This window comes from Sphingobacterium sp., assembly GCF_039596235.1.
Classification (GTDB): Bacteria; Bacteroidota; Bacteroidia; order Sphingobacteriales; family Sphingobacteriaceae; genus Sphingobacterium.
Genome location: NZ_JBCNKE010000003.1, coordinates 19,147 through 34,680, shown reverse-complemented (window position 1 = coordinate 34,680; position 15,534 = coordinate 19,147). Strand labels below are relative to the sequence as shown.

Sequence of the window (15,534 nt, the reverse complement as noted above, 5' to 3'; positions counted from 1 at the left end):
TTAAACTAATTCAAATATTTTATTCATCATTACCCATTTCTCACCGGGTTTGCTCCCAGGAATTGCGGCTTGATATTTCCACATCAGCTGCTCCCATTCCTGAACTTTTTCATTGGCAGCATCCATAGCAGATTTGCGCTCAAATGAAAAATCATCAGCAACTTCCATATTCATAAACAATCTATTCTCAAAACGATAGATCTCCATTTGTGTCACTCCGGCGTCCAGTATAGATTGTTTAATCTCTGGCCATACTGCGCGGTGGTAATCCTCATATTCTTTGATCAATTGCGGATCATTGACAAGATCCAGAGCCATGACATATTTTTTCATTGCAATCTATTAATGTGATTTAAGATTTTCTGTTTCATCTATGCTCACGTTCCTATTCTGAAAGGCAAAAGCCAATACAACAATAAAACATACGAGCGGTACAAAATAGCCATATTGAAAATGACCTGTTTCATCCGATATTAAGCCCAAAAGTGGTGGTAACAATGCTCCGCCGACAATTGACATCACAATCAGACTGGAAGCAGATTTGGTATCCGCACCAATTCCCTGAACCCCAAAGGCAAAAATAGTTGGAAACATAATGGACATAAAAAATGCAATTCCAATCAAAGCATATAATGTTTGTATCCCTGTTCCAAAAATAACGAACAGTGACAAAGCAATCGTAACAAAGGAATATATGATCAAAAGTTTGGATGCTGATACAAAACGCATAAAGAAGGTTCCAATAAATCGACCTAACATAAATGCTAAGCCAGCAAAGCCAGCATAATCCGCACCGTCTTTACCTGATATTCCTGCTACTTCTGTAGCATATAGGACCAAAAAGCTTAAGATACAGACCTGAGCACCGACATAAAAAAACTGAGCTATGACTGCCCACCTCACATTTTTATGCTTCAAGGCATGGAAGAAACCCGCTTTCCCCTCTTCCTCATCATCTTTGATGTCAGGCAGCTTGGTAAAGAAGAACAAAGCTGCAATCAGTAAGATCAGTACGCCCAAAACAAGATAAGGCAATTTTACAGCAGCTGTTTCCGATTGGATATAGGCCTGTTTTGCCTGTTCAGCCATTTGTGCAAGCTCTTCCTGTGATTTCGGTTCGTGTGACAAAATAAATTTCCCACCAAATATAGGGGCCAGAAAGGCCGCCAGACCATTGAATGACTGCGCAAAATTAAGTCGTTGCGCAGATGTGGAAGGATCTCCCAATATGGCAACATAAGGGTTAGCTGCAGTTTCCAATATGGTCAAACCACATGCAACGACAAACAAGGCACCCAAAAAGAAAGCGTAACTGATGGTATTCGCTGCCGGAACAAACAGGAAACAGCCCAGCGCAAAAAATAACAGCCCGATCAGAATACCGGCCTTATAGCCATAACGTTTCATAATAATTCCCGCAGGAATCGCCATCACAAAATAGGCGATAAATACCGCTGAATCGACCAAAGAAGCCTGGAAATGTGATAAACTAAAAGCATTCCGCAAATGTGGAATCAAGATTGGATCAAGGTTATGGATAAATCCCCAGAAGAAGAACAAGGAGGTCACCAAAATCAAGGCAAATGTGTAACTCTTTTTGTTAGTCATATATTCAAATGGTTATAAGTAGTTATTTTATGTAAAATAAGCCTAAAAATCCTAGACAATATTCAAGTATATTATCAATTCATTAAGCTATATTACCATATCTTAACAGGAATACGTAACTTTAATGCATATATTTCATAGTTATGAAAGCACAGTTACTGCATTTAAACAACAATCACACGCATTCATTCAATGCGCGAAGAGATAACACACCGCAATACCACAACATTTGGCATTATCACGAAGAACTTGAGTTGATTTATTTTGCAGAAGGCTCGGGCACACAATTTATTGGCGACAGTGTCCGACGCTTTGAGCCCGGCGATATTACACTAGTAGGCTCCAATCTCCCCCACTATTGGCTGTTTGATGAAGTCTACCTGAAGGAGGATAATCCTCAGGTGGCAGATATCCGTGTATTGCATTTTAAAGAAAATTTCTGGGGAAATGAATTCATCAATCTGCCCGAAAACAAACACATCAAAGATCTGATACGGATTTCGAAACGGGGTATCGCGCTTTCCCGATCAATCCGAGCAGAGACCATAACACATATTGATGCAATACTTAACATGTCCGGTACTGCAAGAATCATCCATCTGCTACAGATCTTAACTTGCATTGCAGCGGATGAGCAACATGATCTATTAACCAGCGCCGGCTTTACAATCCAGTCCCAGGATCAGGACGCAGACCGCATGCGTATTGCGATGCATTATATCGGTGAAAATTATCGGGATCAGATCCGCTTACAGGAACTAGCCTCCTTGACAGGAATGACCCCCAATTCATTTTGCCGTTATTTTAAATCGCAGATCGGTAAGACACTTTTTCAGTTTCTAATTGAAATGCGGGTGAAAACTGCCTGTAATTTGTTGCTGGAAAATAAACAAACCATCAAGCAGATCTGTTTTGAGTCTGGATTTCAGAATTTTTCGAGCTTCCATAAATATTTCAAGAACATCACCGGAACCACTCCTCTTAACTATCAAAAATCAAAAACTTAATACAATTTTTCCCAACAGGTTTGAGTCCTCCATGAATTGATGTGCTTTTGCGGCCTCCTCGTAAGGAAAAACACGAAATAGCCTGGGTTTAAAGTCACCCGAAATAATCTTAGGCCATACTTCAGTCCAGATCTCATTACGTAAGGTTTCTTTAAATCGATGGTCTCTCGCCCGCAATGTACTTCCGGTAAGCATAATCCGCTTTTGCATCAATTTGAGCAAATTGATTTCTGCTTTAGCCCCTTCCATGGCGTTGATATAGACCAGGCGGCCATCGGGATTCAGTAGATTGATGTTTTTCTCGAAATAGGCACCACCTATACTATCTAAAATTACATCAACCCCTAGACCGGAAAGTGCGTCCTGAAAATCTTGAGTCTTATAGTTTATTACTTTTGATGCGCCCAGTGATCGGCAAAAAAGGGCCTTTTCCTCCGAACTAACGGTTGTATAAACCTCCGCTCCGAATAAGGCACCCAATTGAATTGCAGTACTACCTATTCCACCTGCTCCACCGTGTACCAAAAAATGTTCCCCGCGCTGCAGTTTTCCGCGACGAAAAACGTTGTCCCAAACGGTGAAAACTGTCTCCGGAAGCGCTGCTGCTTCTTCAAAACTTAAGCTGTCCGGAATCGGAAGACACTGCCCCTGATAAGCGGCAACATAGCTTGCATAGCCACCACCGGCAATAAGTGCACATACACGATCACCTATATTCCAGTCAACTACCAAAGGTCCTTTTTCCACAATAATGCCAGCTACCTCCAGTCCCGGAATACGCGGATCAACACCAGGAGGCGCGGGGTAATTCCCCTTTCGCTGGAAGACGTCAGGCCTATTCACACCTGCAGCTCTGACTTCGATCAACACATCCATGTCTCCAATCCTTGGACGCTCCAACTCCTCAACCCTGAGCACCTCAGGACCTCCTGCTCTGCTTATTACAACTGCTTTCATCTGTAAATAATTATTTCTCACGTTTTAAGATCAATAGTACATGAATCCCACGATGCCAATCCCAGCTTATTTGCCTAGCCCCATGCGCTCCAATATGGTATATTGCATATTTAAAATTGATATATCAGTAGGAAGACTTCCTCAGGATTTCTTCGGATATTTCTGCAAACGAACATTGAGTGATAGCATAAAATAACGCGCCAGGCGATTATTTTGAACGTCCAATATATCATTCCCTACAACAGCACGGGATATTCCGGTATTCTGATTCATTAAATCAAAGCCCTGAAACCGCAACATGCCCAAATTATTCCGTCCAAAAGTATATTCCATGTAAGCATTGATGATGGTTGGGCTAATATTGCTCCATGAGCTTGAATACCCCGCATTAAACTTTTGAGACAGCTCCAGGCCCATGGTGAAATGCTTTCCCAAATAAGCCTTGGAACCGAGTCCGACAATTCCCGAATGCGCTGTGATATTATCCCGGACTGGCCAGTCAAAAGTTGCCCGATTCAATGAGTAATTACCATTTAATTCCGCTTCAAAAATATCATTCCAGGCATAACGAAACTGAATGGCCTGTGTAATTAGAATATGTCCGCCAAAGCTCTTCTTATCATTCATAAAGGAGATATTGTTATAATAGTCTCCATTTCCGTTGAGGCTCATCTGCAAATTATCCGAGAATAGGGAAGCCGTAAAAAGGTAATAACTTTTAATATCAAAATAACCGTCCGTATTCCGATATGTTGTTTTTTGTATGGTTGAATTAGGCTCTATGGTACGGTCAGCAACAATTTTATCGTTTACCAGATTATAGGCAAAACTCGCTTCAAAATACTGTCCTTTTCCCGTCATTGACTTGCGGTATTTTGAAACAATGGTATTCGCAAACTCTGCTCTCAAATCTTTATTACCAATAATAATATTTTGCGTATTTGTATTATCGACCACCGGTTGTATCTGATAGAAACTAGGTTGGTTATTACGTCCATAATAATCTATCGAAAGATCTTCCTCCTTGGTAAATTTCCATTTCAATCCAGCTGAGGGTACAAAGTTCACATTCGGATAAGAGGCTGGATTGGCCTGACCTGCCAGCTGTCCCTTCAACTCTGAGGCTTGAACGGCAAAGCCAAAATTCACCTTAATGTTTTTACCCATATCCTGCCGATAAACCATTCCAACCTTATTGCTGGCAAAAGAATAGTTATATTTCAGGCTGAGCGAATCGATCAAGATAGGTTCTTTATCAGGATCCTTGCGGTCAAAAGTTGAGCGACTGGCATCTATTTTCGTGTAGTCCAGGTCATAGTTGATCTCCAACACCCCGCCAAGGTCCACCGGTTCGACAAGGGATAGCCGGCTCTGAATATTTTTGCTCTCGTTATCCGTTCGGGTCGTTTGATTCACAAAGGTTTCTGTGATCTTAGGTGGTACCATCGTACTGTCTATGCCCCTATTGTTATCACGCAGTACTTCGTCCTTATCCAACGCATTGAAATCACTGTGAAAAGTATATAATATTTTCCGGCCGGGCTTATCAAAACTCCGCGTATAGAAAAGGTCAAGAGCTGCTGCCGGGCTTTCCGTACTATTCGCAGCCTCATAGTTACCGGTACTGCTTAATCTATTGTTCTTTATCCGTCGATCCTTTAATGTTCGACTGGTCGAATTGGTCCAGGAGAGTTTCGGAGAGAGCTTCAATTGATCTTTAGGCGATAGTTTCATATCAAAATCCCAGTCCATCTTATGTGTCCGGTCCACAGATTTTATCCGATAGTCTTCATAATTACTGATTGAAGTATTCACTCCTTTTCCAGATCCGTAGATAGATTGTAAAAACGAATTCCCTACGGTATAATTGTTACGCTGTGTGAAGGAATATTTTCCACTCGCATTGACATTCTTTGATAATGGGCTGGAAAAACTGGCGCCAATAGAACCTATTTTGTTGACTCCATCTGTAGGATCGGCAAAATCTGCCAGCTCGCCCATTTCCCGCTCCCGCTCGCCGCCATTGGGAGAACCAAAGGAAAATAGATTGGTATTTGTATTATTGATGGAGGATACAATAGAATATTCTTTCCCGTTATCAAATCTATTTATGCCAACACTTCCCAGGTAGCGGTCAGCAGTCCCACCGCCCAATGTTGCCTGTCCAAAAGTAATTTTTTTCTTATCCTCCCGAAGTACGATATTCAATATCTTTTCGGATTCTGTGCTTTTGATCCCTTTGGCTGTGGCTTCGTCGCCATAAAAATCAATAACCTGCACACTTTTCACAAAATCGGCAGGTAGATTTCGTGTCGCCGTCAGGACATCTCCGCCAAAAAAACGCTTGCCATCAACTTTCACAGAAGAAATAGCTTTTCCGAAAGCATAAACTGATCCATCCCGAGATACCTGCACATTGGGCAAGGCTTTAAGCGCCTCTTCTAAAAGTGCACGTCTATCAAATTGAAAAGCGTCTAAATTAAACTGTACCGTATCTTGTTTATAGACAATAGGTTTATATTTTTGAATAACAATCTCCTTTAACAAAGAAACATGTGGAAACATGGTCAATTTTCCCACATCCAGTTTGGCCGTACTGCTATTATAAAGTGGGTAGCTACGTTCGAGAATACTCAAGCCTATCTGACTGCAGCTTATCCGAATATCGTTACCTAAAACCCGTGCAAAATGAAAATATCCGGTCTCTGAAGTGGATGAAAACAACGTATCCCGGGAACTTGTTAAATGTACATTGACACCTTTGAGAGGCTTGCCAGCTGTATCTATAACAATTCCATAAACTTCTTTTTTTGTCGCCTGACCAAACGAATTCCTTGGCAGAAAAAACAAGCTTATAATAGATAACAAAAGTATAAACCGGATGATATTCCCGCCCCTTAGTTTCATCAAACAGACTTTGCAATAATACAATTCAATATAAGAATTCTTAAGCTATTAACGTAAAAACTTGTGATTTTGTATAAAAAAAAACGAGCTGTCAGGAAAACAACTCGTTTTTTCAACTAATTTTTTTATAATTTGTTACTCGCCTGCGAAGCTAACCTTAACAAGATGCTTGTCAATTTCCCAACGGCCAGTACCATCTTCACCAATTACATCAAATAATTCCAGGATACGTCTTGCAACAAATTCTTCCTCTACTTGCTCTTCCAAGAACCATTGTACAAAGTTAAATGTCACATAGTCTTTCGCTTTTGCACATTTGTCTGCAATATTATTGAATTGCTCTGTTACAAACATTTCCTGTTCCAATGTTTGCTCAAATACGCCACGGAAGGATTCGAAATCCTGTGGAATCCCAGTAATTTCCGGAGAGATTGCACGGCCGCCACGATTATTGATGTAATTGAACAGCTTCAACATATGCTCACGTTCTTCATTAGACTGTTTTGCAAAAAAATCAGCAGCATTTTCCAAACCTTGGTCATCACACCATGAAGACATTGCTAAATATAATGCTGAAGAATGTGCTTCAACTTTAATCTGTGCATTCAGTATATTTTCGATTTCTTCTTTCAAAGAAGATTTTAATTTCAATAAATCTTTCATATTTACCTTAAGTTTAATTTCTAAAACAAGATCAGCTGATACACCTTATCATCTGATTACATTACAAAGATACATCGCATTTCGAAAATATGTATACATTATATGCAATACAAATTCAGTCTAAATTAGACAAATAAAACACAACTTGTTTAGAATCAATACAATTACAAATACCGATCATTGATACTTTCAATGACCCATAAATTTAAATAATAAGACCATAATAGGTGCCGCAAATACTGAATCACAATAAATATAGGAATGGGACATGGCATACTTATTTAATTTTAATTTAAATAAGTACTTGGACAATAGAAAAAGCGGTGTATATCTAGGATATACACCGCTTTTTCGAAATTATGATATAAAGAGCGCCTCTTTATGCGAAGACAGCAAAGGGCGAGACTTGTAAACAAGTTCTGATAACTGAATTTAATTCCATCATAAATTTGGCCCCATCCAGCAGTTCGCGAAGCTGAAGCACATCCTCTACAGCAAGAATAAAACACCTTTCTGTACGAAAAGGCATAATAATTTCAAAATCAGAGGAACGTGTTGTATCATGGATCATTCGCTCGATATCAATTGTATCCACACGTTTCTTGAATTTCAAAAAGTCTGACACCGAAAATGATGTAGTCTGATTATTATATTCCAACCAGAAGCAATTTTTACGACTACATTGATAAACTTTACCCGCTGCTGTGGCAAACACTTCTTCAACATGCGCTAATGGACAAACCAACTCTGACATTTTTATTACCCCTTATCTTTTAAACTGCTCAAAAATAAATATTATTTATAATCAATCCAAGTAAAACAAGCGATTATTTTGATTTAATATAAATAAGCAGTTTTCGTACTTATACTGCCGAACAAACTGCCCCTTGCCATATGATTAATTGCTAAAAGTTCGCGATCGCCCTGAACGCCTAAACAGTGCTATAAAAATAAACCGACTTGTCAATGCATAAAAATCTATAGCAATTCATAGGGCAAGATGCCTTCAAAAAAAAGGAGGTCAATTTAGATTGACCTCCTCCGTTACAATGTATATAGTATATTTTAATCGTATTCTTCCTCTTCTTCTTCCTCTACAGTAAGTACTTCTTTGCGGTTGCTAATGACTGTATTTTTTGTCTTTGTTTTATGTTTGTTAATCTGTCTACGTAAGGATTCGACTGCGATATCCGTCGCCTCTTCAAAACTCTTCGCCTGCCCTTTTGCAAAAAGTTGGCTTCCCGGGATATTCAGTTTGATTTCTGAAATCTTATTTGCCTCGTCATCGACATTTTCCAATCGCAGGTAGCATTCACCACCGATGATTGAATCCAAAAACTGCTCTAATTTTCCTGTTTTCTTTTTAATGAATTCGATAAGCTTTTGATCTGCATTAAATCGAATGGATTGCACAGTAATGTTCATTTTTCCTCCTTTTTTTAAGCTTTTGGATGAGCTTGTTTATAAATAGACTTCAATCGTTCTGCTGAGTTATGCGTATACACTTGCGTTGCGGCAAGCCCGGCATGTCCCAACAGTTCTTTAATTGCATTTAAATCCGCACCGTTATCCAATAGAGCGGTAGCGTATGTATGCCTCAAAATATGAGGACTGCGCTTACCTTGTGTGGAAATCAGGGTCAGATGCCGATGCACAATATCATAGATAAGCTTGGCATAAGCAGGTTTACCCTCTTTTGTAACAATCAGTAAGCTGTTATTAGTATCAACAAATTGCGCCGCTTTTTGTTGCAAATAGTTTTTCAATTCCTTTACCAAAAGATCATTTATCGGAACAAGGCGTTCTTTGCTCCTTTTACCTAATATAAGAATATTTTTATTAAAAAAATCAATATCCTGTTCCTTAATTTTCAACAATTCAGCCAAGCGAATACCTGTCCCAAAAAGCAATTCCATCACGAGGTAATTACGACAGGATTCAAAGTCTTCTTGCTCTTGTTCCAGATGATCCAGCAACTGAACCAATTTTTCCTTCTCCACAACAACAGGTAGCTTTTTCGCAGTTTTCAACGCCTTAATCAGTGCCATCGGATTTTTATCAAGACATCCTTCGCGTTGCAGAAATTTAAAATAGGTACGCAACGAAGACATGCTTCGATTGACAGAACTTGCATTTTTACCTGATTCCATCATCTGAGCGAAGTAATGGCGTAGATCCCGATAAACAACATCCGATACCGCCAAGCCCTCTACGGTCAAAAAAGATTGAAACATTTCCAGTTCATGCCGATACGCAATAACCGTATGTTCTGAATATCTCTTTTCAATCTGCAAATACCGGATAAATTCCTTTTCCAACATAATTTCCCTCGCTATACTATCCTTAAATTACAAACTTAAAAGCACAAAAAAAAGGGAAAAGCAATGCTTTTCCCTTTATATTTTTAAATTCTCAACGAATCAATTAGTTAGCCACATCTTGATTCAAAGATTGTTTGTAAATCGCTTTTTTCACTTGAATGCGACGAGTTACAGATCTCTTTTCATAAGCTTGACGTGAACGCAGCTCTCTTAAAACACCAGTTTTCTCGAATTTCTTCTTGAAACGTTTCAATGCTCTATCTAAAGATTCTCCTTCTTTTACATTTACGATAATCATGCGTTGTATATACCTCCTTTCGTCGCTTTTAAAATTTAAAGTGGGACAAAGGTACAATATTTCCACGAATATGAAAAGAAAAATTATTTTTATAATAATCCAAACTCCTCTAGTATCAATTGCAACGGTTTTTCCTTGGTACACAGCGCTGTATGCCAGCCCAATTGTTTTGCGGTAGCCAAATGCTGAGGGCTATCATCAACAAACAATGTCTCTTCGGGCTTCAACTGCTGCTCCGCCATCACTAGTTCGAAAATCTCGGCGTCGGGCTTGCGCATACCGACTAAATGTGAGTAGTAGGTTTTTTCAAAAAATCCCGCATTATCGGCAACACCATATTTTTCCTGAATATCGTTCATACAATAGGTATAATGAATCGCATTATTATTACTCAACAAAAAAGTACGATACTTATCTTTCAATTGCAATAATAACTCATGATACCCTTCAGGAACTCCGATCAACAAACTGTTCCAGGCCGTATCAATCTGCGTATCGGTCAAGGCATGGTTTTTAGTAATTTCGCGAATCCCATCCCGAAATTGCTTAGCATCAATTTTTCCCTTGTCAAAATCATCAAAAAGTGCACTTTGACCATGATGCCCAAAAACTTCGTCAACATTTTCTATACCTAACTGAGTAAAAGCAACTTTCAACTTTATAAAATCGATCATGAAGATTACATTCCCATAATCAAGAACAATATTTTTAATTTTTTCCATCGAATTATTTTGAAATACCGATGCAAATATCGATAATTGCATCGTCAAAACAGTATTAACAAAACTAAAATTGACAATACAAACGATCTGCTCCTATAGCTCAGTCGGTTAGAGTAGAAGACTCATAATCTTTTGGTCCCTGGTTCGAGCCCAGGTGGGAGCACAAAACAAAAATCGCTTTTCTGAACAAGGAAGCGATTTTTTTGTTTCATCCCATTTAAAAAATCAATTTTTTAGTTTATTCGCTTTGGGATAAACCCTGTAAATGAAACGTCAGACAACGATATCCGCAGGAACAAAAATGGTTGAATAGCCAAGGGCTCTTTGTGTATTGGCTATTCAACCCGAGCAAGATTATTTCCGTATCGCTATGGTATTAGCAGTATTAAATATCTTTTCTATTATCATCTGAATCAATATCAATCAGTTTATTATAGGGATCGATACCGACCTGAATGGGTTGCTGATCGACGATCAAAGTCAGCTTATTATTAATCTGGTCAATCCGATGTTTCCTTAGATAAAGTTCCTGCGGTTTCCCGTTTTTCTTATCTGTTGATTTGGAAAAAACTCCCACCTCAATATAATCCCTAAGAGGTAGAGATTTCAATGTCACCCGGTCAGATTTTTTAAATACTATCGGCTGTCCCCCCTGATCATTGTAGCTCTTTTTCCCATTGGCATCCACGCGATATTTGGCGACTTCAAATTGAATATCGACTTGGTATTTTCCATTATTCAATTTTTTAGTACTTACTTTCTCCACCCTATTATTATATAAGGTAATCGTTTCAAACATATCTTTGATCAGATAACGCAATGAATCTGGCGTGGCACGACGAAATGCCTCCACAAACTCCAAGGATGTTGTATAAGGCGGATTTTGGAAAGCCGTATTTTTCAGATAAGCTTTTGCCGTATGGTTGAAAACCGTTTCTCCCAGATAATCGCTCAGCGCGTACAATACCAATGAACCTTTCTGATAATGTATGTATGTCTGATTTTCATTGTACATCAATGGTCTTTCACCAAATGACTCCGCCCCTCTTCCTTTTAAATACTCATCCAGCGCATCTTTGAGAAACTTGCGCATCTGCCCTTTTCCATAACGCTTTTCCAGTACTTTCAAAGAGGAATATTCAGACATACTTTCTGACATCAATGTCGCTCCCTGCGTATTGGCGCCTACCACCTGATGTGCCCACCACTGGTGCGCTATTTCATGCGCGGTGACAGCATAGGGATAATCCACCGCGTCATCTTTTTTTTCATCCACATCTGCAATAAAACCTATCGCCTCAGAAAATGGAATAGTATTGGCAAAGGATTGTGCAAAAGTTCCGGCTGTTCGGGGAAATTCAACAATGCGCAACTGTCGATGCTGATAAGGACTATACTCAGCAGTATAATAGGCTAACGAAGCCTTACTCGAAGCCATCATCCGGTCCAGATTGTAGGTATGTCCTTTGTGGTAATATATCTCTAAGTTGACTCCATTCCATTTGTCCTTTTTAATTTCATATCGAGCAGAGTTAAAAGCGAAGAAATTCAATATAGCAGCATCCATTTTATACTGATAGTATTTCCGTCCATCTTTCTCCCATTGTTTGGTCAGGTATCCCGGCGCAATGGCCAGCTGATCCGGATCCGTGCTCACAGTGGCCTCAAAGCGAATCCAGTCTGCATCATTGGAAATGTAATTATCCTTTCGCGCATTGGAATCACTGGGTGGAGCCATACGGTCCCGATGGGGCAAGCCATATTTTTTACGGATATCATTATCGACCAGCTCTCCCCGATCCAGGTAGCCGATATTCGGAAACAGCATATTGTTAATAAAAGTTCCATTGCCTTTAACGGGTGATTTCTCGTTCACCCAAGTGTTAGCCGGACTAAGCGTACTGAAATTTAAGATAATGGAATCCCCTGGAGCCATTGGTTTGGCCAGCTTGTAGATATTAAAATTGTAAATATCATCAGCCGAGATTAGCTTATGGGGAACATTGAAAGAAAAGGTATAGTCGTAATCATTATAATTGACAAATATGGAATCTATGGCAACCGCAGTTTTATTCTTCAATACATAAGAAGCCTGCGCTTTAAAGCTGCGTGTAGAAGGATAGATATCCATATTGAACTTGATATCAACAACACGTGGTTGGGGCCGAAGCTCGTATTTTTTATACTTCTTCTCCCATTCCACAGACTGCTTTTCATGATCAAGGCTAGTGTAATAAGGGTTTTTAATATGGTTTTCATAATATATACCCGCACCAATACCCACAAAACCAATAACACTTACCAGAAGCACAGTCGCACTCGTTGGATTTAAGTTTGACTTTAATATTGCCCAGCGTTCCTTCGTTCCTGAGAAGCCACCTCTACGCCATAACAAAAGAGCTACCGTAAGAAAAAACACCGCGAATAATAGCCAATATACCCGATAGGTTAAAAAAGGTATGATATAACCAAAACCGTCCATATCTGAATAGTCGAGATCAGGCCCCTGGTTAAATTGATAAATCGTCTGCTCGACACCTACCAAGGACAAAAATGGCAATCCGATAAACAGGGTTAGCAGAATAAAAAAACCGGCCAGATAATTCTTAAAGAGCGTATGCACAAAAATCGATACAAATAGCCATACGATATTTCCCAACATACCATATAGCATGAGATGCATAACGTACTGGCCTATTTCGAAATGATAATAATGATGATAGACCTGAAATGCCATACAGGTGAGCATGACAACCGCAAGCAAAGTCAATTGCATTAAGATAATTGCGATTATTTTGGATCCCATAAGCGCCCAATTTGGAACCGGTGTAGCATCCAATAAGCCACCCATACGTGTAATCGTACCACGATGAACCAGTAAACCTGTAAAGAGAAAAGTCAGGATCAACAAAAAGAATTTAAAGGTCGTCCCCGGTATCATCAGCATTTTCCAGGTAACCGGATAAGTCGACGTACCAAAAATTGCACCGATTGTACTGGCCATTAATATAACAAACAGTACACCGACAAGCGTTAAAATCAAAAAGACCGGATTTTTAACAATATACCGATAGTCATATCGTGCCAATGTCCAGGTCGTTTTCAAATAATGAAGGAACGAAAAGTCGTAGCTAACTTTAGGTAGATTAAGCCGAAAAACACTATCAAAATTATTTTTTGTCAATCTTTTCCCCTTCCTGCCTGTCTTGACTGAAATGGACTCCTGGGAGAAAGAAAATAAAACATAAAATCCACCAATAAATAATGCCGCTACTGCGAGCCATATCAGACGATTATAAATAATCGCCCCTAAAAAAGGAAGATTATTTGTATTTTTTTCCTCTGGGGACCAGTACTGTGTATAATAAGAAATAGCGCTGTCGCCAAAGGGATCGATCAATGCCCCAAGATAACGCTGATCAGCATTTGTGGTCAGATTTTGGACAAGCACCTGTAGAATAATAAGTACCAGTACCGCAACAAAACCAACATATACATTACGTGTAAAGGTGACCAACACAAAAATAATAGCACTAAGGATAATCAGATTGGGGATAACCTGAATGAGATAGGTCTGGAAATAAGCTAAAATATGTACCGGGCCCAATAAATCTGGATTAATCCCTGGGACGAACTGTGCAACAACGATACCCAAGGTTGACGCCAGTACGATAACGAGTACCACAGCGATTGATCCGAAAAACTTACCCAGCAGATAGTCCGTTTTGGTAAAGGGATAACTAAAGAGAATGGTATGTACATTATATTGAAAATCCCGATAGACACTGGCTCCCACAATCGAAGGAATTAAGAAATAGATAATGGAAGACATCCCGTTTATCATCTCATTAATAGCCCAGGGCGAATTTCTAACCGTATTGGATGAAGTCGTTGCCGTAACGCCATCAAATATCCCCAGCGAGGACAACATGATGAATAACGCCAAGACAAAGAATAAAGCCATATAAATATAAACGGCCACACTCTTAAACCAGCGCGTAAATTCAAAATTAAAAATCGGACTAAACATGGCGCTGGTCATTTTTTAATGCAACAAAATAGACGTCTTCCAGTTGCCCTTGTGCGTTCACAAAGGATTCATCTGGTCGCACATCACTATAAACCCGAATGTTGAGCGTGTTGTCCTGATTGTAGTTGGTGGAAATTACATTATATGTTTGTGTATACTCATCCAATTGATCACGGCTAATGATACGTACCCAGATCTTGCCTTCCAATTGTGCTATAGTCTCTTTTGGTGTGCCACGCAATAATATTTTACCGCCATTGAGGATAGCCAGTTCATGACATAATTCGCGGACATCATCCACAATATGTGTCGAAAAAATAACCGTATGATTGGTTCCGATCTCCCGTAGTACATTTAAAAAACGATGCCTTTCGGCCGGATCCAATCCTGCAGTAGGTTCATCAACAATAATTAGTTTAGGGTCGTTAAGCAATAGTTGGGCAATGCCAAAGCGCTGCTTCATCCCGCCTGAATAACCACTGACATTTTTGTTGCGTACATCCCAAAGGTTGGTTACCTCAAGAACCCGCTTGATAATAGCCTGCCGGTCAGCACCCGTCTTAATCCCCTTGAGTTTTGCGAAATACTGTAATAAATCTGTCGCTGAAAGATTCGGATAAACACCAAATTCCTGCGGCAAATAGCCCAAAACTTTCCGCAGCTCCATCTGCTTACCAAGGACATCAATATCACCAAAAGTAATGCGGCCATGGTCAGGCTTCTGAAGCGTCGCTATGGTGCGCATCAGAGAGGATTTTCCCGCTCCGTTTGGTCCAAGAAGACCAAACATACCTGGTTTTATTTCAAGATTTACTTCGTCAAGGGCTTTTACACCATTAGGATAGGTTTTACTGAGACTTTCAATTGATAAATTCATAAATAAGTTTAACTGTTAATAATTCGTTAGTATACCCAAACGACAATTTGTTACAGCAATATAACAAAAGTTCGCCTAAAACAGGTAGATCTACCTATTTTTCAGGGCAATATCGAAAAAACAGTTATTGATTATACAGCTTTC

The 15,534-nt window shown here is 39.5% G+C and carries 13 protein-coding genes and 1 tRNA gene; 2 read left to right on the top strand and 12 right to left on the bottom strand.

Annotated features, from left to right (window positions below; all coding sequences use genetic code 11):
- Nucleotides 1–333 carry an L-rhamnose mutarotase gene (locus ABDW32_RS07620; RefSeq protein ID WP_343561031.1) on the bottom strand — a complete coding sequence of 111 codons (333 nt, stop codon included), beginning with the start codon at nt 331–333 and terminating at the stop codon, nt 1–3.
- A gap of 9 nt (nt 334–342) precedes the next feature.
- Complete coding sequence (gene fucP / locus ABDW32_RS07615) at nt 343–1,608, bottom strand: L-fucose:H+ symporter permease (RefSeq protein WP_343561029.1); 1,266 nt, start codon at nt 1,606–1,608, stop codon at nt 343–345.
- Nucleotides 1,609–1,751: 143 nt separating this feature from the next.
- Between fucP and ABDW32_RS07610 the strand changes: the two genes are divergently transcribed.
- Nucleotides 1,752–2,615, top strand: a complete 864-nt coding sequence (locus tag ABDW32_RS07610) for an AraC family transcriptional regulator (protein WP_343561027.1) — start codon at nt 1,752–1,754, stop codon at nt 2,613–2,615.
- Here the strand turns inward: ABDW32_RS07610 and ABDW32_RS07605 are convergent.
- The 8 genes from ABDW32_RS07605 to ABDW32_RS07570 form a co-directional block, all read right to left on the bottom strand.
- Nucleotides 2,604–3,572 carry an NAD(P)H-quinone oxidoreductase gene (locus tag ABDW32_RS07605; RefSeq protein WP_343561025.1) on the bottom strand — a complete coding sequence of 323 codons (969 nt, stop codon included), beginning with the start codon at nt 3,570–3,572 and terminating at the stop codon, nt 2,604–2,606. The two genes, ABDW32_RS07610 and ABDW32_RS07605, sit on opposite strands and share 12 nt — an antisense overlap.
- 141 nt (nt 3,573–3,713) lie before the next feature.
- Nucleotides 3,714–6,479 (bottom strand): TonB-dependent receptor, encoded by a 2,766-nt coding sequence (locus tag ABDW32_RS07600; RefSeq protein WP_343561023.1) that lies wholly within the window; start codon nt 6,477–6,479, stop codon nt 3,714–3,716.
- A gap of 135 nt (nt 6,480–6,614) precedes the next feature.
- On the bottom strand, nt 6,615–7,142 hold the full coding sequence (locus tag ABDW32_RS07595; RefSeq protein ID WP_077436013.1) for a ferritin: 528 nt from the start codon (nt 7,140–7,142) through the stop codon (nt 6,615–6,617).
- A 379-nt stretch (nt 7,143–7,521) separates the two neighbouring features.
- The gene (locus ABDW32_RS07590; RefSeq protein WP_343561017.1) at nt 7,522–7,896 is read right to left on the bottom strand and encodes a DUF6686 family protein; all 375 of its coding nucleotides are present in this window, start codon (nt 7,894–7,896) and stop codon (nt 7,522–7,524) included.
- A 311-nt stretch (nt 7,897–8,207) separates the two neighbouring features.
- Nucleotides 8,208–8,567 carry a ribosome-associated translation inhibitor RaiA gene (raiA, locus tag ABDW32_RS07585; protein ID WP_343561015.1) on the bottom strand — a complete coding sequence of 120 codons (360 nt, stop codon included), beginning with the start codon at nt 8,565–8,567 and terminating at the stop codon, nt 8,208–8,210.
- 14 nt (nt 8,568–8,581) lie between these two features.
- Nucleotides 8,582–9,463 carry a tyrosine-type recombinase/integrase gene (locus ABDW32_RS07580; RefSeq protein ID WP_343561013.1) on the bottom strand — a complete coding sequence of 294 codons (882 nt, stop codon included), beginning with the start codon at nt 9,461–9,463 and terminating at the stop codon, nt 8,582–8,584.
- Nucleotides 9,464–9,566: 103 nt separating this feature from the next.
- Complete coding sequence (gene rpsU, locus ABDW32_RS07575) at nt 9,567–9,761, bottom strand: 30S ribosomal protein S21 (protein ID WP_046672133.1); 195 nt, start codon at nt 9,759–9,761, stop codon at nt 9,567–9,569.
- Nucleotides 9,762–9,850: 89 nt separating this feature from the next.
- Nucleotides 9,851–10,483, bottom strand: coding sequence for an HAD family phosphatase (locus ABDW32_RS07570; RefSeq protein WP_343561011.1), 633 nt, complete (start codon nt 10,481–10,483; stop codon nt 9,851–9,853).
- 89 nt (nt 10,484–10,572) lie between these two features.
- On the opposite strand from ABDW32_RS07570, the gene ABDW32_RS07565 reads away from it, so the two are divergent.
- Nucleotides 10,573–10,646 (top strand) — tRNA-Ile (locus tag ABDW32_RS07565).
- 222 nt (nt 10,647–10,868) lie between these two features.
- Here the strand turns inward: ABDW32_RS07565 and ABDW32_RS07560 are convergent.
- Nucleotides 10,869–14,513: a M1 family aminopeptidase gene (locus tag ABDW32_RS07560; protein ID WP_343561009.1), complete on the bottom strand. Its 3,645-nt coding sequence runs from the start codon at nt 14,511–14,513 to the stop codon at nt 10,869–10,871.
- The gene (locus tag ABDW32_RS07555; protein ID WP_343561007.1) at nt 14,506–15,390 is read right to left on the bottom strand and encodes an ABC transporter ATP-binding protein; all 885 of its coding nucleotides are present in this window, start codon (nt 15,388–15,390) and stop codon (nt 14,506–14,508) included. Before ABDW32_RS07555 ends, ABDW32_RS07560 begins: the two co-directional genes overlap by 8 nt.
- Between the last annotated feature and the right edge of the window lie 144 nt (nt 15,391–15,534).